Origin of the sequence: Hanstruepera ponticola, assembly GCF_002940745.1 — a bacterium.
Lineage (GTDB): Bacteria > Bacteroidota > Bacteroidia > Flavobacteriales > Flavobacteriaceae > Hanstruepera > Hanstruepera ponticola.
On sequence record NZ_POTB01000001.1, the window covers coordinates 959,136 to 980,459 of the forward strand.

Here is a 21,324-nt window from a genome sequence, read left to right on the forward strand (position 1 = left end):
TACGCTCGAGGTGACAAAATAAAATAATAAATCATGACAAAAGGAAATATTAATGTTTCGGTTGAAAACATTTTCCCACTCATTAAAAAATTCTTGTATAGTGACCACGAAATATTTTTACGTGAGTTAATAAGTAATGCAACAGATGCTACACTAAAGCTGAAGCATTTAACCAGTATTGGTGAAGCCAATGTAGAATATGGCAACCCACAGATTGAAGTTAAAATAGACAAAAAAGGCAAGAGACTTCACATTATTGACCAAGGTATTGGTATGACAGCCGAAGAAGTTGAAAAATACATCAACCAAGTTGCTTTTTCTGGTGCTGAAGAGTTTTTAGATAAGTATAAAGATGCAGCTAAAGATTCTGGAATCATTGGTCATTTTGGTCTTGGTTTCTATTCTGCTTTCATGGTAGCCAATAAAGTAGAAATCATAACCAAATCTTATAAAGATGAACCTGCTGCTCACTGGACTTGTGATGGTTCGCCAGAATTTACTTTAGAACCAGCTGATAAAAAAGACCGAGGAACCGAAATCATTCTTCATATTACTGATGATGATAATGAGTTTCTAGAGGAATCACGAATTCGTGAATTATTGGTTAAGTATAACAAGTTTATGCCAGTGCCAATTAAATTTGGAACTAAAGAAGTAAATGATCCAGACTTCACGCCAAAAACCACAAAAGACAAAGACGGCAAAGAAACAACCGAACCTCACAAACAGATTACGGTTGACAATATCATCAACAATCCGAATCCTGCCTGGACAAAACAACCAGCAGATTTAGAGGATCAAGATTATAATGATTTTTATCGCGAATTGTATCCTATGCAATTCGAAGAGCCTTTATTCAACATTCACTTAAATGTCGATTATCCGTTTAACTTAACTGGGATTTTATATTTCCCAAAAATGACCAATGATTTAAACATTCAGAAAGATAAAATTCAATTGTACCAAAATCAGGTTTTTGTAACTGATAATGTAGAAGGAATTGTTCCAGAATTCTTAACCATGCTTCGTGGTGTAATTGATTCTCCAGACATTCCTTTAAATGTATCACGTAGTTATTTACAAGCCGATGGTGCGGTGAAGAAAATATCATCGTACATCACGCGTAAAGTTGCCGATAAATTGAAGTCACTTTTTAATAACAATCGTGAAGATTTCGAAGAGAAATGGGATGATATTAAAATCGTTATTGAATATGGTATGCTTTCAGAAGAAAAATTCTTCGAAAAGGCAGATGCTTTTGCACTGTATCCAACAGTAGATGGTAAATACTTTACTTACGACGAGTTATACAATGCTATTAAAGCGAAGCAAACCGATAAAGATGATAAACTTGTAATTCTATACGCATCAGATAAAGATGCACAACACAGTTACATTGAAGCTGCTAAAGGTAAGGGTTACGAGGTGTTATTATTAGATTCTCCTATCGTTTCGCATTTAATGCAAAAACTAGAAGGTAGCAAGGAGAATATCTCATTTGCTCGTGTAGATGCCGATCATATTGATAATTTAATTAAGAAAGAGGATACTAAAATCTCCAAGCTTTCAGAAGACGAAAAGAAAAATCTTGATGAATTATTAAAAGAAGTCATCCCTTCAAAAAAGTTTATGGTGCAATTAGAAACTATGGATAGCGATGCGGCTCCATTCATGATTACGCAACCAGAATTTATGCGTCGTATGAAAGAGATGCAGCAAACTGGTGGAGGCGGTATGTTTGGCATGGGCAATATGCCGGAAATGTACAACTTGGTGGTAAATACCAACTCTGAATTGGTTGGTGAAATTCTAAACACCAAAACCAAGAAAAAGCAAGAACGTCTAATTAATCAGAGTTTAGATTTAGCGCGATTGAGTCAAGGTTTACTTAAAGGTGAAGAGTTAACGAACTTCATTAAACGAAGCTATGACATGATTAAGTAGTTGACACGCTGATTTATTCAGCATCCTACATATATTCAAAACCACTTCCTAACCGAAGTGGTTTTTTTGTAACCAATTGCGAACTTGTTCGTCATACTATAAAGTCGTAAATTACTAACAAACAATAACCAACTCATGAAAAACACAAAAACTCACTTTTTCGGAATCTCCTTTCTTATATTATTCCTACTCACCTTTTCATTACAAGCTCAAAGTTTAGATCAAAAAATTGATGCAATGGCATCAGAAATGTATCCAGAAGATGGTCCTGGTGTATCCATTTTAATAGCGAAAGACGGAAAACCTATTTATCAAAAGGCTTTTGGTTTAGCGAGTTTAGAATTGAATGTTCCAATGACAACAGAAAATGTATTTGAAATAGGTTCTATAACCAAACAATTTACTGCAGTTGCCATTTTAATGTTAGAAGAACAAGGAAAGCTTAATATATCTGACGACATGTTAAAATACATTCCAGATTATCCAACTAAAGGAAAAACAATTACCATCCATAATTTATTAAACCATACCTCTGGAATTAAAAGTTATACAGGAATGCCAAGTTTTCAAAAGTTTGCAGCGCAAGATATGACACCTACTGAACTAATTGATCATTTTAAAAACGAACCTATGGATTTTGATCCAGCTGAAGAATTTCGTTATAATAATTCTGGTTATATCCTACTCGGCTATATCATTGAAGTGGTTTCAAAAATGACCTATGAAGATTTTATTGAAAAGAACATTTTTGAAAAACTAGGCATGTCTAATTCCTATTATGGCAATAACAATCAAATTATTCCTAATAGAGCTGACGGCTATCAAGAAGGAACTATTGGGTTTGAAAATTCAAATTACTTAAGCATGACATTACCATATGCTGCTGGTTCACTAATGTCCACAACAAATGATTTATTAATATGGCAAAACGCACTGAATAACCATAAATTAATCAGTAAAGAGAGTTATGAAAAAGCCATTCATGGTTCAACATTAAATAACGGAGAGCATATTTTATATGGCTACGGACTGGTAGAAGAGAAAATAAGCGGATCAACAGTCATTCAGCATGGTGGAGGTATTTTCGGATATACAACAATGGGAGTATATTTCCCTGAAGAGAAGGTATTTGTTTCTGCATTAAGTAATTGCAACTGTAAAGATGTTGGTGCTTTAGCAAACAAAATTGGTGCTTTAGTAATTGGTAAACCTATAAAAGGAAAAGAAGATGCAATAACTTTAACCAACGAGCAACTAAATGCTTGGACCGGTACATATGAATTTGATGGTAATGTATTGCGCTATGTTACTGTTGAAGACGGAAAAATATTCAGTCAGCGTGAAGGCAGCACAAAAATGGAGATTTATCCGTTGTCACCTAACAAATTTATATTTGATGCTAATAATACAAGTTACGAATTTTCAAAAGACTCTAATGGATTAAAACAAGTAACAATGCAATTAAGTGGAAAAGAAATAATAGGAAGAATAACAGATAAGAAAGCACCTGTTGAGAAACCAAGCATTACAGTTTCTCAAGAAATACTTGATACATATGTTGGTAAATATGAATTACAACCCGGTTTTATTATTGAAGTAACTACAGCTAATGGACAACTTTTCGGTCAATTAACAGGTCAACCTCTATTTGAAATTTTTGCAGAAGACGAAGACACCTTCTTTTTAAAAGTAGTATCTGCTAGTATTGATTTTAATAAAGATGAATCTGGAAAAGTGACAAGTCTAACGCTCCATCAAGGCGGTCAGGATATACCTGCTAAAAAAATAGAATAGTTTGCTCCAAGTGTTATGAAATTATAAACCCACTTCCAAACAGAAGTGGTTTTTTTGTATTTAAAAAATCAATAGCACCATTGGTATTTGAAATAAAGAGCAAGTTATGTTCGTTTATAATATCATTATCTTTAAACAAAAAGAAAAATTATGAAACATTTAAAATCAATTTCGTTTTTATTACTATTGTTTATTTCGAGCGCGTTATTCGCTCAAGAAACTGAAGAAACCAGTTATTCCAAGTTTAGTGTCATTGCATACGGAGGTATTGGTTATGGTATTGTTGACAATGACAATGAAGCAAATTACAATCTAAATAGTAATTCAGGAGATTTGGTTCTTAACTACAAATTTTCCCAAAACTATGGTATTGCTACTGGTGTTGGATTAAATCAGTTAAGTGGTAACGGATTTAATTCTGCAGGACAATTTTACCATGAACGTGACTTGATAAAAATTCCGTTGTTATTGAGTATTGATAAAAATGTAGGAAATAATTTTAAAGTATTTGCTTATTTAGGCCCTTACGCCCAAACTATTATCAATGATGAATATACTTTTGTAAATGGAAAAGTAGAAGATGTCTATGAAGGTTGGAATTTTGGATTTCAATTAGGTTTAGGATTCTTATATGAAGTGAGCGATAGATTTAGCCTAGGTTTGAATTATTTAGGTCAATCTGACTTTTCAAAATTAGAAACCAATAATAATCAGATTATTGTTGATGAACAAAAAATGAAAAATCTTAATACTGTTGGATTGATGTTTATCTTAGGCTTTTAGTTAATACGAAAACCTAAACTATTTAATTTCGAAATCAAAATATGTATCCGGAAATGGTTCTTGTCGTAAAGTGAAATGCCACCATTCTTTTGGATAGTTTCTAAAACCATGTTTTAACATAACCGTCTGCAATAGCCGACGGTTATGTTTTTGATTTTCTGAAATTTCGGTATAATTAACCCAAGATTCTTTACCAAAAAAATCATAAGGACTTCCCATATCCAAAGGCTCTAATGTATTAGCATCAATTATGGTTAAATCCAATGTACTCCCTCGACTGTGTCCTGATTGTGAAGCAATATATCCATCTCTAAATAAATGTCTTTTTACAACATCAGGATAAAATTGCTGTTTATTGATAGTATCGCTCAAATCCCTTGCCCAACGTATAAAATGATTTACAGCCCTTTGCGGTCTATAACCATCATAAACCAACAAGCATAAGTTTTGTTGCTGTAGTTCTGCTTGAACTAATTTAAGAGCTTGGGCTGTTGGTTTAGTAATTATAAGCCTGTTAGCATGATATCCATCAATAGTGTCACCCACAAAATTATTGACGCCAAAGTAGCGCAATTCTACTTCCAAATCAGGAATAATGGATTTGGCGTACACAAAATTATCAGGTAAGTGGTTTTGTCTCACTAATGCAAGTGTACCAAAAACAATAAGAAGTAGAATTACTTTGATTTTCATATGCTAACTGCTAATTTAGAAAAAAAATCGCCTATGGATTTGTTTTCAAGTCAAAAAACCATTCTTGAATTACCTGATGCTCATATCACATATGTTGCTGATTTTCTAAAAACCGATGAAGCTCATGAACTTTTTGAACACTTGAAGCATAAAACCAAATGGCATCATGATGATATAACCCTTTTTGGAAAAACCTACAAACAACCTAGATTAACAGCTTTATATGCTGAAACAAACAAAACATATACCTATTCAAATGTCACCATGCATCCAGAACCAATGTCTTCAGAATTATTAAGCATCAAGAAGAAAATAGAAATAATCACAGAGTCAGAATTTAATTCAGTACTCCTAAACTTGTATCGCCATGGGCAAGATAGTAATGGCTGGCATGCCGACAATGAAAAGGAGTTAGGAACTAATCCCATTATAGCTTCCTTAAGTTTGGGAGCGGAAAGAGTGTTTCATTTTAAACATCGAAAGATAAAAACTGCAAGACATAAACTATTATTAAAAAATGGCAGTTTATTAATTATGTCAGGTGCTATGCAACATCATTGGTTGCATCAAATACCTAAAACACAAAAGCCAATTAGCGAGCGCATTAATCTAACATTTAGGAATATCTATTAAACAAAAAAACCGAGGTCCCTCAACCTCGGTTTAGTTTAATTTGCATTTTTATTATGCTGTTAGATTTAGGGTCTCTAGTATCAACGACATAATGCAAATATTAATTAATTAATCCATTGAACTAAAAAGTATGTCTTTTAGTACATATCAAATGTAAAATTATATTTTAAAAAGAACGTTTAAATACATTTATTTTCGATGAAATGCATCTTTTTTTAACATTTGTAGTTGAAATATTGCATTTTATCGATGAAATGCACGATTTAATTTAGTGATTTTGATAATTATCGTAAACTCATTTACATAATAAAAACCTATTTTTACGTTAGTAAAATGTAATTTGATTTTTATAATCTGAATAATATGAGAGCTTCATTTTTAATTTTTTTACTCACTTTTCATTTTATTAGTTTTTCTCAAGAAGATAATCCAATAGAAACTAGCATTGTGATCAATGAACACATTGAAGGGTCCCTACTATTACCTGAAAATGCTAATTCAGATTATTTAGCAATCATTATTGCTGGATCTGGACCAACAGATAGAGATGGTAATCAGAATTTCCTAAAAAGTAATAACCTAAAAAAGTTAGCGCAAGCTTTAACTAAAGAGGGTATCGCAACCTTTCGTTACGATAAACGTATAGTTAAACAAATAAGGAAAGGTAATGTAGATAAAAATATCATGTTTGATGATTTTGTTACAGATGCTTCATCAGTTGTTGATTATTTTCATAATCAAGCTCAATTTAAATCCATTTACATCATTGGACACAGTCAAGGTAGTTTAGTTGGTATGCTGGCTTTATCTGAAAAGGTAAACGGTTTCATTTCATTGGCTGGTGCTGGTCAAACCATTGACGAGGTTATTACTGAACAAATTCAAAAAATGGCACCAGGATTAACTGAAGATGCCCAAAAAACATTTGAAATCCTTAAAAAAGGGGAAACTACAACCGACTACCCTCCTGCCTTAGCATCTGTTTTTAATATTGATACACAACCCTTTATTTCCAATTGGATGCAATATAAACCCAAAGAAATTATTTCAGAAGTCGAGATTCCTATTCTAATTGTAAATGGCACAAAAGATCTTCAGGTTTCAGTTGAAGAGGCAAATCAGCTAAAGGAAGCCAATACAAATGCTGAATTAAAAATTATTGAGAATATGAATCATGCACTTTTTATTATTGAAGGCGACGATTTAGAAAACTCAAAATCTTATAACGAATCTTTCAGATCAATTTCTTCAGAACTTGTTGAAGCTATTTCTAGTTTCATTAAGAAATAAATTCCTGTTACATAAAAAAAAAGAAAAGCATCCCGAGAGGGATGCTTTTACTTACTAACCAACCAAAAATATGAAATGTTATTGTCTTTAATTAAGGTAACCACACTTTAATTAAAGTTAAGTTACAATAACACTATTTATAATTCAATTAGCGTGCCAAACTCAATTTGCAGGATAATTATTTTAATGATATATTTGTGATATCATTTTAATATCATTTTAAATTTTACAATCATGAAAGAAGAGAAACTCATAGTACCTGCAAACGGCTACATCATGTTGTTCGTATTTTTAATACTGTTTTTTGGCACCATTGTTTTTGCCATTACTACAGGAAATCCTGAATATCTACCTATTATTATTGCTGCAATTCTTATTGCTCCGGGATTTATTATGGTTCAACCAAATGGTTCACGAGTACTGCTACTATTTGGTAAATATGTTGGTACTGTTAAAAAAAATGGTTTCTATTGGGTAAATCCATTTTACACGAAAAAGAAAATCTCTTTACGAGCTAGTAATTTTGATAGTGAACGTTTAAAAGTTAATGACAAACTCGGTAACCCAGTAATGATAAGTACTATTTTGGTGTGGCGTGTTCAAAACACTTACAAAGCAGCTTTTGATGTTGATAATTATGAAAATTTTGTGCGTGTACAAACCGATGCAGCAGTTAGAAAATTAGCGAGTATGTATCCTTATGACAACTTTGCTGACGAAGGTCTTGATGAAGACATTACACTACGCTCAAGTGTTAATGAAGTAAGTAATGCTCTAGAAAGAGAAATTGATGAGCGTCTTTCTATTGCTGGTATTGAAGTGCTTGAAGCCCGAATAGGTTATTTAGCTTATGCTCAAGAAATTGCAAATGCCATGCTGAAACGTCAACAAGCAACAGCAATCGTAGCTGCAAGACATAAAATTGTAGAAGGAGCTGTAAGCATGGTCGAAATGGCTTTAGAAGAATTAGGCAAAAAACAAATTGTAGACCTAGATGAAGAGCGTAAAGCAGCTATGGTGAGTAACCTGATGGTGATACTCTGTGGTGATAAAGATGCTTCACCTATAGTTAATGCTGGAACTTTAAATCATTAAAATGAGTAAGAATCAAATATACAGTATTGCAATAGGAAGTGCGTTAGGAACTAGTATAGGCACTACAATTGGAGCTGTGGTGGGAGATGTTGCTATAAGCCTAATATATGGATCAATGATTGGAACATTAATAGGGATAGTAATAGCTCTCACCGTCTTTAAAAAGGATAAAAAACAAGAAAATTAATTAGATATGAAGGAATATAAAGTGGTAAACTGGAAAATGGGATTATCTAACAACAATAAAAAATTAGAAATGACCTTAAATGAACATGCCATTTCTGGTTGGAGAGTGATTCACATTGGTGAACAAACAACAAGGATTGTTTTTGAACGTGACAAAAATAGATAGTGATGATGAGTAATGATAGACCGCGAATAAAAGTTCCATTAGAAAGTTTTGATGTGGTATTAGAATTAATATCTATTACCCTTATAATACTAATGTGGGTTTACTTAATTGTAGAATATCAAGAATTACCCGAAACCATTGCATCACATTTTAACGCTAAAGGTGAAGCAGATGGTTATAGCAGTAAAAATTATTTATGGTTTTTACCAATAATATCAACAGTAATGTATGTTAGTTTGTTTATGATTAATAAATTTCCGCATACACATAATTACATGGTTAATATTACAGAAGAAAATGCTTTAAAAAATTACCGATTTAGCACGCGGATTGTTCGCGTCGTAAACACCTTAACAGTTATTATGTTTGCCTATATTATTTATTATATTGTACAAAATGCCAAAGAACATGATATGCAATTTAGCTCTTGGTTTGTTCCCTCTGTTATTAGTTTTAGTATATTATTACCTATTGGTATTTACTTATACTACAAAAAAATAAACAAGTCTTAAGAACATGTCAAAAAAGAAAGCCTTTGCATTACGATTAAATGAAGAGATGCTCAAAGCCATCGAGAAATGGGCTTCTGATGAGTTCAGGAGTACCAATGGGCAAATTGAGTGGATGCTAATGCAATATTTAAAGGATAATAAACGTGAACCCAAAACCAAAAAGAACAACAATAAAGACAGCGACCAATAAGGTCGCTTTTTTTAACCCATTTATTTTGGTATTTTGCACCCTTAATATATCCAAATGAAACCAATATTTAAATTCACTTTAGTTTTTTTATTTTGTCTATTTTACAACATTTCTTTTGGACAAAGTATTTCCATTGAAAAAGTAGATGCAGATCGAAAAAGTTCATTTAATATACCAGTAAATGCAAATAATTTAAATTTCAATTCATTTGATTTAAAAATTCAAGTTATTGATTCATTGGTCAAGATTAAGGAAATCATTTTTTTGAATGATGAATTAAAAAAGAATTCTATAGTAAAACAAACAGATTATTCCATAAAAATTTCTTTCGATTCTAATCGAGAAATCTCAATCATTGATGACAAAATATTTAAAATATTAGTAAAAGCTGATAAAAGTTTTGTCAACAAAAAAATATTAAAATTAAATCAACTCGATTTTACTAATAATGCTTCAACTTTAGATGTAAGTTCAAACGTAAAAAGTGCAACTGCAATAGTAAGAAAACCAATATTTATAAAAGACGCTATTGTTTTTGGACTCCTTATGTTAACTTTAGGTTTTATTTTTTATACTGAATCCATAAAAACAGGATTCTGGCCTAAATTCTATAAAATTGTCCCAGGACTATTTATGGCCTATATGCTACCTGCAGTATTAACCACATCTGGGTTAATTGCGCCTGAATGGGAAACAATTGGCGAATCAGACATTATTCTTGAGCACAGTACCAATCTCTATTATGTAGCTAGTCGGTATTTACTACCTGCAGCATTGGTTCTTATGACATTAAGCATCGACTTAAAAGCTGTTTTTAATCTAGGTTGGAAAGCACTTGTGATGTTTCTTACTGGTACTTTAGGTATCGTGATTGGTGGTCCAATAGCCATTTTATTAGTTTCCATGGTGTCACCAGAAACTGTTGGAGGTGTTGGTCCTGATGCTGTATGGAGAGGTTTATCCACTTTAGCTGGTAGCTGGATTGGTGGTGGAGCCAACCAAACTGCTATGCTAGAAATTTATGGCTATAATCAATCTGAATACGGTAAAATGGTATTTGTAGATATTGTTGTTGCCAATATTTGGATGGCTATTATTTTAATTGGAATTGGACGTTCCAAAGCTATTGATAAATGGCTACGAGCAGATAATTCAGCTATTGAAAGCTTAAAAGAAAAAGTAACCTCCTTCGCCAAAAGCGTTAAACGTAATCCATCGTTAACAGATATCATGATTATTGTTGCTATTGCCTTTGGAACAGTAAGTCTTGCACATATAGGAGCAAATCTACTTGCACCATATTTTGAAGGTGTTATAAGTAATATTGAATCTGCAACAACGCGAAACACATTTACATTTCTTGGCTCTCAATTCTTTTGGATGATAAGTATTGCTACTCTTATTGCTATTTTATTATCATTTACAAAAGCTAAAAACTATGAAGGTGCTGGTGCAAGTAAATTTGGAAGCGTCTTTATTTATATACTTGTGGCTTCAATTGGTATGAAAATAGACTTAGGTTCTATTTTCGATAACCCTGGACTCATTGCAGTAGGCCTAATTTGGATGACCATTCATGCGGTATTATTAATCATTATCGCTAAAATTATAAAAGCACCATATTTCTTTTTAGCCGTAGGAAGTCAAGCCAATGTTGGAGGTGCAGCCTCTGCTCCTATCGTAGCATCTGCATTCCATCCATCATTAGCTACTGTTGGTGTGTTATTAGCTGTCTTTGGTTATGCCATTGGGACTATCGCAGCTATTGGCTGTACAATTCTTATGGAATTAGCAGCCGTTAGCTAGTATTTAATCATTTTTTATAAGATATTTGCCCTCTTAATTTTATAATGTAAATGAGAAATTTAATCCCAATAATAATTGCCTTATTAATTGTTTCATGTGCGAATGAGAAACAACACGACCTAACTGTTAAAGGTACAATTAAAGACCTTAAGAAAGGAACTGTTTATTTACAAAAAGTTGAAGATTCTACATTGATAAATGTTGACTCTATGACCATTACAGGTCAAAAAGAATTTATACTTCATTCCGATTTAGAATCACCAGAGGTTTTTTATTTACACCTGAACAAAACAAACGAAGATAGTGATCGAAAAATAGTTTTCTTTGCAGATAAAGGCACCACTGAAATACATACTACCCTAAAGGATTTTGCTTTCAATGCAGAGATTAAAGGTTCCTCTCAACAGGAAAAATTAGAAGAATATTTAAAAATGATGGAGCGCTTTAATGACAAGAATTTAGATTTAATTAAAACTGAATATGACGCCAAAGCTGCTAATGATTCTACCCTAATTGAAGAAAACCAAAAAGCTTTTGAAAATTTATTGAAAAGTAAATACCTCTACACAGTCAATTTTGCAGTTACTAATAATGATAGTGAATTGGCCCCTTATTTAGCTCTAACGGAGATTTATGACGCTCAAATTAAATGGTTGGATACTATTAATAATGCATTGACTCCCAAAATTAAAAACTCAAAATACGGCAGGGAACTCGAATCCTTTATTAATAAAAGAAAAAATGAACAATAAAAAAAAGCCTCTCAAAATTGAGAGGCTTTTTTATGATTATTGAGCCAATGGAGAGACTCCCTTCGACTGCGCTCAGGATAAACTTCTCGCCCTATTTCAAAATTTCAAAAACCCTTTGTAAACAAAAAAGTCCAGTGTTATACTGAACTTTCATTTTGAGCCGATGGAGGGACTCGAACCCACGACCTGCTGATTACAAATCAGCTGCTCTAGCCAGCTGAGCTACATCGGCAAAACAGTTCGCAAATATAATCTTGTAAATTATAATTGCAAATTATTTTTTAAAAATTAACCTAACTTGTTTATTTTTTCGATTAACTCACGACCTTTAGATTCAAGCTCCTGATTAATTGCTTTAAAGTGTGCTTTTTTATCTTCAACTTTTCTATCATTTACTTTTTCAATTAAAGTGTCAAAAGTCTCAATAGCCTCGTCAATAATAGCTTCACTTTTTTTTGTGTCTTTGTCTGTATTTGAATATTCCCAAACATAAACAGCTTCAATAATATCACCTAATACGTAATTAATATCTTTTTTTAGGTCTCTTTTATTTGCCATAATTTTATAATTTATTTTGCCACAAAATTACACATAAACTTCTAATAGTATGGCATTTTTAGAACTAATTTCGAAGTCTTTAATAGCTGCTGGCAATAGAATTGTTTCTCCCAATTTAATGGTTTCATGCACACTATTTGTCATGATATTTGCTTCTCCTTCAACACACATATAAATTAAGAAAGAATCATGTATATTTTGCTTCTTTATGGGACGTGTTAATTTTAAATAATTAGTTGTAAAATAAGGACATTTAACCATTTCATTTGAAATGTTTTGTTCCCTATCATATGAAATTCTAAAATTATCAGGCATATTAAAATCGAACGCATCAATTGCTAAATCGTTATGTAATTCACGTTCATTGCCATTAGCATCAACACGATCCCAATCATAAACACGATAAGTTATATCGCTAGTTTGCTGTATTTCAGCTAATAAAACACCAGATCCAATTGCATGTACACGACCAACCTCAATAAAATAAGTGTCTCCCGTTTTTACTTTGTCAAAATTTAAAATTTTTGTGAGCGTTTTATCATTAAGGTGCTTGAGGTACTTTTCAGCTGTCATTTCCTGATTAAAACCAACAATTAGGTTTGATCCTTCATCTGCCTGCATAACATACCACATTTCGGTTTTACCAAAAGAATTGTGACGTTTAGAAGCTAATTCGTCATTAGGATGTAACTGAATAGATAAATCTTCTTTGGCGTCAATAAACTTGATAAGTAATGGAAATTTGTCTCCAAATTGGTTATAATTTTTCTTACCAATTAAATCCGACTTAAACACTGTTAAAATATCCTGTAATGATTTTCCTTGAAGGTTTCCATTGCTAACAACTGATGTATCACCTTTAACATCACTAATCTCCCAGCTTTCACCAATATTTGGCAAACTCGAAGCTTTGTTTAATAGTTTTTTTAATTTATTTCCACCCCAAATTTTTTCTTTTAGAATAGGGTGAAATTTTAAAGGATACAGATTACTACTCATTAATTTCCGTTATAACTAACAAAGTTCCTTGGTGTTTCATAAAGCGTCACTTCAAGATCTAAATTAGCAGGTAGCTTTGTTTTCATTTTATCAAAAATAACAACTACAATGTTTTCCGCTGTTGGATTTAACTCTTTAAATTCTGGCACCTCAACATTTAAGTTTTTATGGTCAAAAGCATCCTCAACTTCACTCTTTATAATATCTTTCAACACCTTCATATCAATTACATAACCAGTTTCCTTATCAATTTCACCAGTAACGCTAACTATTAACTCATAGTTGTGACCATGATAATTAGGATTATTACATTTACCAAAAACAGCATCATTTTTTTCAAAATCCCAGTCTTTTCTATAAAGTCTATGAGCCGCATTAAAATGTGCCTTTCTACTAACCGTTACTTTCATTTTGTGGTATGTTAATATAATTATAGAATTTATCAAATATTATTTTAAACCAAGCCGTATAAATTTCAGGGTTCAGCTTGATATCTTCTTTCACAGCATTTAAAGACATCCATTTCCAGTCGGCTACTTCATCAGGATTAATATTAGGAGCGTCATGATATCTTCCAACTAAAATATGATCATATTCATGTTCCGTGAGCCCATTATCAAAAGGGGCTTTATAGATAAATGAAGTTGTTTCTGTTAAGTCTGTAACAAAGCCCATTTCTTCTTGTAAACGTCGCTTTCCAGCTTCAATATTGGTTTCTCCTGCACGTTGATGGCTACAGCAAGTATTTGTCCACAAGCCTGGAGAATGGTATTTGTGTAATGCGCGTTGCTGAAGCATAAGTTCATTTTTGTCATTAAATACAAAAACCGAAAAGGCACGATGTAAACGTGCTTTTTCATGAGCTTCCATTTTGGGCATCAATCCAATTTGTTCATCGTTTTCATTAACGAGAATGACTAGTTCTTCTTCCATAGTATCACAAAAATACCAAGATATACATTAATAATATCATTCTTAATTATAAAATGTGTTAAGGCTTTAAAAAATGACAATTTAAAAAGTATCTTTGCATCCCATATTTCAAAGCATATTATGAGTTTTAAAAGTGAAATAGAAAGACGAAGAACCTTTGGTATTATATCGCATCCAGATGCTGGTAAAACCACCTTAACAGAAAAGTTATTATTGTTTGGTGGAGCCATACAAGAAGCTGGTGCCGTAAAAAGTAATAAAATAAAAAAAGGTGCCACAAGTGACTTTATGGAAATTGAACGCCAAAGAGGTATCTCTGTAGCGACTTCTGTTCTAGCTTTTGAATATGATGGCATTAAAATCAATATTCTTGATACGCCTGGACACAAGGATTTTGCTGAAGATACATTCAGAACGCTTACAGCTGTAGATAGCGTTATTGTTGTAATTGATGTTGCCAAGGGTGTCGAGGAGCAAACCGAAAAGTTAGTTGAAGTGTGCCGCATGCGTAATATTCCAATGATTGTGTTTATTAATAAACTAGATCGTGAAGGTAAAGACGCTTTTGATTTATTAGATGAAGTAGAACAAAAATTAGGGTTGAGTGTGGTTCCATTGAGTTTCCCTATTGGAATGGGTTACGATTTTAAAGGTATTTACAACCTTTGGGAAAAGAACGTAAATTTATTCAGTGGTGATAGTAGGAAAAATATTGAAGAAACCATAGAAATTTCTGATTTAAGTTCTCCTGATTTAAATAAACTTGTTGGAGAAAAAGCTGCAGACACTTTACGTGAAGAGATTGAATTAGTTGAAGGTATTTATCCAGATTTCAATAAAGAAGAATATTTAAATGGCAAGCAACAACCTGTGTTTTTTGGTTCTGCATTAAACAATTTTGGTGTTCGTGAATTATTGGACTGCTTTGTTGAAATAGCTCCAAAACCAAGGCCAAAGCAAAGTGAAGAACGTCTGGTAAAACCAGATGAAAATAAATTTACTGGCTTTGTATTTAAAATACACGCCAATATGGATCCTAATCATCGTGATAGATTAGCATTCGTAAAAATTGTTTCAGGTAAGTTTGAACGCAATAAACCCTATTTACATGTAAGAAACAATAAGAAACTTAAGTTTTCAAGCCCTAATGCTTTCTTTGCAGAAAAAAAGGAAATTGTAGATATATCATACCCTGGTGATATTGTAGGATTACATGACACCGGAAATTTTAAAATTGGTGACACTTTAACAGAAGGTGAAACCATTAATTACAAGGGCGTTCCGAGTTTTTCGCCTGAACATTTTAGGTATATTAACAATGCTGATCCTCTAAAATCAAAACAACTTTTTAAGGGTATTGATCAATTAATGGACGAAGGTGTAGCGCAATTATTTACATTGGAACTTAATGGTCGAAAAGTAATTGGAACTGTTGGTGCATTGCAATATGAAGTAATTCAATACCGATTAGAGCATGAATATGGTGCCAAATGTACTTACGAAAACCTAAATGTGCATAAGGCTTGTTGGGTAGATCCTGAAGATGAGAAGAGTGAAGAATTTAAAGAGTTTTTAAGAGTAAAACAACGATTTTTGGCTAAAGACAAGCAAAATCAATTGGTGTTTTTAGCAGATTCGGCTTTTTCATTACAGATGACTCAACAGAAATACCCGAGTATTACCTTTCATTTTACTTCAGAATTCAATTAAATGCATGTCATTCATCTAATATTTGTGTAAACATTTGCTTTTTACCGAATATTTCATACTTTTAATCGATAATTTTAAGTGTGATAAAACTTGGATAGATACATTTAAAATAGATTATAACCCCAAATAATGATCTACTTATGGAAACAAATGACAATGTTTTCAGTAATAATGATATTACTGTAACTTACAACCCAAGTGCTTGCATCAATGCCGAACGATGCGCTCGCGAACTTTCAAATGTCTTTAGAAACTCTGTAATTCCTTGGATAGACCTAGATGGTGCTTCAAGTGATGAGATTATTAGACAAGTGAAAAAATGCCCATCTGGTGCATTACAATATTGTATAAATAAAAAAGAGGCTTGTTAATTAAGCACAAGCCTCTTTTTTATTTATAGCAATTTATGCTGCATTACGCTTGACCTGTCGGTCCGAAATTCAAAGGAATTGGTGGTTGCTACATGTAAACATGTCGAGAAACTTCAACCAATTAAATTTAGGCCTGACCAGTGGGCCCAAAATTCAAAGGAATTGGTGGTTGCTACATGGAAACATGTCGAGCAACCTTTCTCAAATTTAATTTAGGCTTGACCAGTGGGTCCGAAATTCAAAGGAATTGGTGGTTGCTCGTAATCTTTGATTTCACCATGTGCATTTTCAAATCGCGTTACATTTTCTCCTAAAGCCTTTAACAAGCGTTTAGCATGTTGCGGTGTTAAAATAATACGAGATTTAACCTTACTTTTTGGTGTACCAGGCATAATACTAACAAAATCCACTACAAATTCAGAAACCGAATGGTTTATAATTGCTAAATTAGAATAAGTTCCCTCAGCAACTTTTTCATCAATCTCGATATTTATCTGACCTTGCTTTTTTTGATTTTTATTTTCACTCATAATAATATGTTATAAAAAAATAGCGTGAATTTCTTCACGCTATTTTTAGTATTAGTTATAATTAACTTCTTGTTTAGCTTGCATCATCTCGTCAAACTCTTCTTTGGATCCTACTATGATGTTTTCGTAAGCTCTCATACCAGTACCAGCTGGTATTCTATGTCCTACAATAACATTCTCTTTCAGTCCTTCTAGAGTATCAACCTTTCCATTTACTGCAGCTTCGTTAAGAACTTTAGTAGTTTCTTGGAACGATGCAGCCGAAATAAATGACTTAGTTTGAAGCGATGCTCTTGTAATACCTTGAAGTATAGGCGTTGCTGTAGCAGGTTGTGCATCACGTGCTTCAACCAACTTCTTATCCTCACGACGTAATAATGAATTCTCATCACGTAAATCTCGTGGTGAAATTATTTGACCAGCTTTGATGTTGACAGAATCGCCAGCATCTTCAACAACCTTCATTCCAAAGATTTCATCATTTTCTTCAATAAAATCAGCTTTATGAACCAATTGGTTTTCAAGGAATGTGGTATCACCAGAATCCATGATTCTAACTTTACGCATCATCTGTCTTACAACAACCTCGAAGTGCTTATCATTAATTTTCACACCTTGCAAACGATATACCTCTTGTACTTCATTTACCAAATATTGCTGTACAGCTGATGGTCCTTTGATATTCAAGATATCATTTGGTGTTACAGAACCATCCGACAACGGCATACCTGCTTTTACGAAATCATTCTCTTGAACAAGAATTTGATTAGATAATTTAACCAAATATTTCTTGATATCACCTAATTTGGATTCAACAATAATCTCACGATTACCTCTCTTAATTTTACCAAATGAAACCACACCATCAATATCACTTACTACTGCTGGATTAGATGGGTTACGTGCTTCAAATAATTCTGTTACACGAGGTAAACCACCTGTAATATCCCCAGATTTAGCAGATTTACGAGGTATTTTAACTAAAATCTTACCGACTTTAATTTTCTCACCATCGTCTATCATAAGGTGAGCTCCCACTGGTAAGTTGTAAGAACGTATTACATTTCCTTTAGCATCATCAATATGCAATGTTGGAATTAACTTCTTATTTCTAGATTCAGAAATCACTTTTTCTTGGAAACCTGTTTGCTCATCTATCTCAACTTGGTAGGTAACACCTTGCTCTATATTTTCATAACGAACTTTACCCGCAAATTCAGAAATAATCACACCATTATACGGATCCCATTGACAAACAACATCACCTTTCTTAAGTTCATCACCATTCTTTATGAATATTGTTGAACCATAAGGAATGTTGTTGGTACTTAACGTAATTCCTGTTTTCTTATCTATTAATTTTAATTCAGATGTACGAGAAATAACAATATTTGCTGTTTTTCCTTCAGAGTCTTCACCTTTTACAGTTTTCAATTCATCAATTTCAGCAATACCGTCAAACTTAACAGCTAATTTATTTTCTTCTGAAATGTTTCCAGCAATACCACCTACGTGGAATGTACGTAAGGTAAGCTGTGTACCAGGCTCTCCAATAGATTGAGCTGCAACCACACCAACTGCTTCACCACGTTGTACCATTTTTCCAGTGGCTAAATTACGTCCGTAACATTTTGCACAGATACCTTTTTTAGCTTCACAACTTAATGGCGAACGTACTTCAACAGATTCAATTGGCGAATTTTCAATTGATTTAGCAACTACTTCATCAATCATATCACCACTAGCGACTAACAATTCATCAGATTGAGGATTGTAAACATCGTTAAGTGAAATACGACCAACAATACGATCACCAAGTGTTTCTACAATTTCGTCATTTTTCTTAAGTGGTGTAACTTCAACACCTCGTAATGTTCCACAATCTTCACTGTTTACAATAACATCTTGAGAAACATCAACTAAACGACGCGTTAAGTAACCAGCATCGGCTGTTTTAAGAGCCGTATCGGCAAGACCTTTACGAGCACCGTGAGTAGAGATAAAGTATTCTAAAATTGAAAGACCTTCCTTAAAGTTAGAAAGAATTGGGTTTTCAATAATCTCTCCACCACCAGCAGTCGATTTTTTAGGTTTAGCCATTAATCCACGCATCCCTGTAAGCTGACGAATCTGTTCTTTAGATCCACGAGCTCCAGAATCAAGCATCATATATACCGAGTTAAATCCTTGTTGATCTTCGCGAATACGCTTCATAGACAACTCTGTCAATTCTGCATTTGTTGAAGTCCAAATATCAATAACTTGATTATAACGTTCGTTATTAGTAATAAGTCCCATGTTATAGTTAGCAGTAATACCATCAACTAATCCATTGGCTTTATCAATCATATCATGCTTCTCTGGTGGTATAATAATATCACCTAAACTAAATGATAATCCACCTTGGAATGCGAAATTATATCCTTGTGTTTTAATTTCATCAAGGAATGCCGCCGTTTCAGGTACACTTGTAACTTTTAAAATATCACCAATAATGTTACGTAGTGATTTTTTCGTTAATACCTGATTAATGAATCCTGCTTGTTGTGGTACTTTTTCATTAAATAGCACACGACCAACAGTTGTTTCTATAATTTGAAGTGTTAACTTACCTTCTTCATTAAAGTCCCAAGTTCTTACTTTGATAGCTGCATTTAAATCAACACGCTTTTCATTGTAAGCAATAACAACTTCTTCTGGAGAATAAAAAGTTAAACCTTCACCTTTGATTTTTACTTCATCAGTAGATTTACGCTCTTTTGTCATATAGTATAATCCAAGTACCATATCTTGAGATGGTACTGCTACTGGCGAACCATTAGCTGGATTTAAGATATTATGAGAAGCTAACATTAATAATTGTGCTTCTAAAATAGCTTCTGGACCTAAAGGTAAATGTACTGCCATTTGGTCACCATCAAAATCGGCGTTGAATGCCGTAGTAACTAATGGGTGTAATTGGATAGCTTTTCCTTCAATTAATTTTGGTTGAAAAGCTTGAATACCCAATCTGTGAAGTGTAGGCGCACGGTTTAGTAATACTGGATGTCCTTTAAGAACATTTTCCAAGATATCCCAAACCACTGGCTCTCTTTTATCTATAATTTTCTTTGCAGATTTTACAGTCTTAACAATACCTCTTTCAATTAATTTTCTAATTACGAAAGGCTTGTATAATTCTGCTGCCATATTTTTTGGCAATCCACATTCAAATAATTTTAATTCTGGTCCAACAACAATTACCGAACGTGCAGAATAATCAACACGCTTACCTAGTAAGTTTTGACGGAAACGACCTTGCTTACCTTTTAATGAATCAGATAATGATTTCAAAGGTCTGTTAGAATCTGTTTTTACTGCAGAAGACTTACGTGTATTATCAAATAACGAATCTACAGATTCCTGTAGCATACGTTTTTCATTACGTAAAATTACCTCTGGAGCTTTTATTTCAACAAGTCTCTTAAGACGATTGTTACGAATAATAACACGACGATATAAATCATTTAAATCTGAAGTTGCAAAACGACCACCATCTAATGGTACTAACGGACGTAATTCTGGTGGAATGATTGGAATAACTTTCATTATCATCCATTCAGCACGATTCTCACGATTCTCGTTAGATTCACGTAACGCTTCAACAACTTGTAAACGCTTTAACGCTTCTGTCTTACGTTGTTTAGATGTTTCGGTATTTGCTTTGTGACGCAATTCAAATGATAATTCATCTAAATTTATACGCGATAACAATTCGATTAAACATTCTGCTCCCATTTTAGCCAAGAATTTATTTGGATCAGTATCGTCCAAATATTGATTCTCTTGAGGAAGTGTTTCTAAAATGTTTAAGTATTCTTCTTCTGTAAGGAAATCCATTTTTTGAACTGGTTCCCCTTCAGCATTTTTAGCTATTCCTGGTTGAATTACTACGTAACGTTCGTAGTAAATAATCATATCTAATTTTTTAGATGGTAACCCAAGTAAATAACCTATTTTATTTGGTAACGAACGGAAGTACCAAATGTGAGCCACAGGAACTACTAAATTAATGTGCCCTACACGATCACGACGTACTTTCTTTTCTGTTACTTCAACACCACAACGGTCACATACAATACCTTTGTATCGTATACGTTTGTATTTTCCACAAGCACATTCGTAATCCTTTACAGGACCAAAAATTCGCTCACAAAACAAACCATCACGTTCTGGTTTATGAGTTCGATAATTGATAGTTTCTGGTTTTAATACTTCACCACGAGATTCTGCTAAAATAGATTCTGGTGATGCTAAACCAATTGAGATTTTATTAAATCTCTGTACTGTATTCTTATCTTGTTTTCTTGCCATAATATATGGTTGAAATGATTTTTAAT

Annotated in this window: 21 protein-coding genes and 1 tRNA gene; 14 read left to right on the forward strand and 8 right to left on the reverse strand. The window is 32.9% G+C overall.

The features are described 5' to 3' along the window. Window positions 1-33: 33 nt before the first annotated feature. The 3 genes from htpG to C1S72_RS04270 all read left to right on the forward strand — a co-directional run bounded on the left by htpG (window position 34) and on the right by C1S72_RS04270 (window position 4,521). Entirely contained in the window at window positions 34-1,944 is a 1,911-nt protein-coding gene (gene htpG, locus C1S72_RS04260) for a molecular chaperone HtpG (RefSeq protein ID WP_104734415.1), read from the forward strand. A gap of 135 nt (window positions 1,945-2,079) precedes the next feature. Further along, window positions 2,080-3,738, forward strand: a complete 1,659-nt coding sequence (locus C1S72_RS04265; RefSeq protein ID WP_104734416.1) for a serine hydrolase — start codon at window positions 2,080-2,082, stop codon at window positions 3,736-3,738. A gap of 150 nt (window positions 3,739-3,888) precedes the next feature. Then, on the forward strand, window positions 3,889-4,521 hold the full coding sequence (locus C1S72_RS04270; RefSeq protein WP_104734417.1) for an outer membrane beta-barrel protein: 633 nt from the start codon (window positions 3,889-3,891) through the stop codon (window positions 4,519-4,521). Between the two features lie 18 nt (window positions 4,522-4,539). Here the strand turns inward: C1S72_RS04270 and C1S72_RS04275 are convergent, their stop codons facing one another. Further along, complete coding sequence (locus tag C1S72_RS04275) at window positions 4,540-5,214, reverse strand: M15 family metallopeptidase (RefSeq protein ID WP_104734418.1); 675 nt, start codon at window positions 5,212-5,214, stop codon at window positions 4,540-4,542. A gap of 33 nt (window positions 5,215-5,247) precedes the next feature. Between C1S72_RS04275 and C1S72_RS04280 the strand changes: the two genes are divergently transcribed. The 9 genes from C1S72_RS04280 (at window position 5,248) to C1S72_RS04320 (ending at window position 11,844) form a co-directional block, all read left to right on the forward strand. Beyond that, window positions 5,248-5,847, forward strand: coding sequence for an alpha-ketoglutarate-dependent dioxygenase AlkB family protein (locus C1S72_RS04280; protein ID WP_104735786.1), 600 nt, complete (start codon window positions 5,248-5,250; stop codon window positions 5,845-5,847). 363 nt (window positions 5,848-6,210) lie between these two features. Further along, window positions 6,211-7,137 carry an alpha/beta hydrolase gene (locus C1S72_RS04285; protein ID WP_104734419.1) on the forward strand — a complete coding sequence of 309 codons (927 nt, stop codon included), beginning with the start codon at window positions 6,211-6,213 and terminating at the stop codon, window positions 7,135-7,137. A 234-nt stretch (window positions 7,138-7,371) separates the two neighbouring features. Further along, complete coding sequence (locus C1S72_RS04290) at window positions 7,372-8,232, forward strand: SPFH domain-containing protein (protein WP_104734420.1); 861 nt, start codon at window positions 7,372-7,374, stop codon at window positions 8,230-8,232. A 1-nt stretch (window position 8,233) separates the two neighbouring features. Continuing rightward, complete coding sequence (locus C1S72_RS04295; protein ID WP_104734421.1) at window positions 8,234-8,419, forward strand: hypothetical protein; 186 nt, start codon at window positions 8,234-8,236, stop codon at window positions 8,417-8,419. A gap of 6 nt (window positions 8,420-8,425) precedes the next feature. Further along, on the forward strand, window positions 8,426-8,584 hold the full coding sequence (locus C1S72_RS04300; RefSeq protein ID WP_103051374.1) for a DUF4177 domain-containing protein: 159 nt from the start codon (window positions 8,426-8,428) through the stop codon (window positions 8,582-8,584). 2 nt (window positions 8,585-8,586) lie between these two features. After that, entirely contained in the window at window positions 8,587-9,096 is a 510-nt protein-coding gene (locus C1S72_RS04305; RefSeq protein WP_104734422.1) for a DUF1648 domain-containing protein, read from the forward strand. 4 nt (window positions 9,097-9,100) lie between these two features. Beyond that, entirely contained in the window at window positions 9,101-9,286 is a 186-nt protein-coding gene (locus C1S72_RS04310) for an Arc family DNA-binding protein (protein ID WP_104734423.1), read from the forward strand. 546 nt (window positions 9,287-9,832) lie between these two features. Beyond that, on the forward strand, window positions 9,833-11,092 hold the full coding sequence (locus tag C1S72_RS04315; protein WP_104735787.1) for a DUF819 family protein: 1,260 nt from the start codon (window positions 9,833-9,835) through the stop codon (window positions 11,090-11,092). A gap of 50 nt (window positions 11,093-11,142) precedes the next feature. Continuing rightward, window positions 11,143-11,844 carry a DUF4369 domain-containing protein gene (locus C1S72_RS04320; protein ID WP_104734424.1) on the forward strand — a complete coding sequence of 234 codons (702 nt, stop codon included), beginning with the start codon at window positions 11,143-11,145 and terminating at the stop codon, window positions 11,842-11,844. 158 nt (window positions 11,845-12,002) lie between these two features. Here C1S72_RS04320 and C1S72_RS04325 read toward each other — a convergent pair. From C1S72_RS04325 to idi, 5 genes are all read right to left on the reverse strand, one after another. Continuing rightward, window positions 12,003-12,076 (reverse strand) — tRNA-Thr (locus tag C1S72_RS04325). Window positions 12,077-12,132: 56 nt separating this feature from the next. Continuing rightward, complete coding sequence (locus tag C1S72_RS04330; RefSeq protein WP_104734425.1) at window positions 12,133-12,402, reverse strand: hypothetical protein; 270 nt, start codon at window positions 12,400-12,402, stop codon at window positions 12,133-12,135. 27 nt (window positions 12,403-12,429) lie between these two features. Further along, a complete protein-coding gene (locus tag C1S72_RS04335) occupies window positions 12,430-13,401 on the reverse strand; it encodes a type I phosphomannose isomerase catalytic subunit (protein ID WP_104734426.1) in 972 nt (323 codons plus the stop codon). After that, a complete protein-coding gene (locus tag C1S72_RS04340) occupies window positions 13,401-13,811 on the reverse strand; it encodes a 6-pyruvoyl trahydropterin synthase family protein (protein ID WP_104734427.1) in 411 nt (136 codons plus the stop codon). The genes C1S72_RS04335 and C1S72_RS04340 overlap by 1 nt, the downstream gene beginning before the upstream one ends. Next, window positions 13,795-14,334, reverse strand: a complete 540-nt coding sequence (gene idi / locus C1S72_RS04345; RefSeq protein ID WP_104734428.1) for an isopentenyl-diphosphate Delta-isomerase — start codon at window positions 14,332-14,334, stop codon at window positions 13,795-13,797. The genes C1S72_RS04340 and idi overlap by 17 nt, the downstream gene beginning before the upstream one ends. A 120-nt stretch (window positions 14,335-14,454) precedes the next feature. Between idi and C1S72_RS04350 the strand changes: the two genes are divergently transcribed. Together C1S72_RS04350 and C1S72_RS04355 are read left to right on the forward strand one after the other, a co-directional pair. Next, entirely contained in the window at window positions 14,455-16,044 is a 1,590-nt protein-coding gene (locus C1S72_RS04350; protein WP_104734429.1) for a peptide chain release factor 3, read from the forward strand. A gap of 140 nt (window positions 16,045-16,184) precedes the next feature. Then, the gene (locus C1S72_RS04355) at window positions 16,185-16,415 is read left to right on the forward strand and encodes a (4Fe-4S)-binding protein (protein WP_104734430.1); all 231 of its coding nucleotides are present in this window, start codon (window positions 16,185-16,187) and stop codon (window positions 16,413-16,415) included. Between the two features lie 212 nt (window positions 16,416-16,627). On the opposite strand, the gene C1S72_RS04360 is transcribed toward C1S72_RS04355, so the two are convergent. Together C1S72_RS04360 and rpoC are read right to left on the reverse strand one after the other, a co-directional pair. After that, window positions 16,628-16,945 carry a DUF3467 domain-containing protein gene (locus C1S72_RS04360; RefSeq protein ID WP_104734431.1) on the reverse strand — a complete coding sequence of 106 codons (318 nt, stop codon included), beginning with the start codon at window positions 16,943-16,945 and terminating at the stop codon, window positions 16,628-16,630. A gap of 51 nt (window positions 16,946-16,996) precedes the next feature. Continuing rightward, a complete protein-coding gene (gene rpoC / locus C1S72_RS04365; RefSeq protein WP_104734432.1) occupies window positions 16,997-21,298 on the reverse strand; it encodes a DNA-directed RNA polymerase subunit beta' in 4,302 nt (1,433 codons plus the stop codon). Window positions 21,299-21,324: the final 26 nt, after the last annotated feature.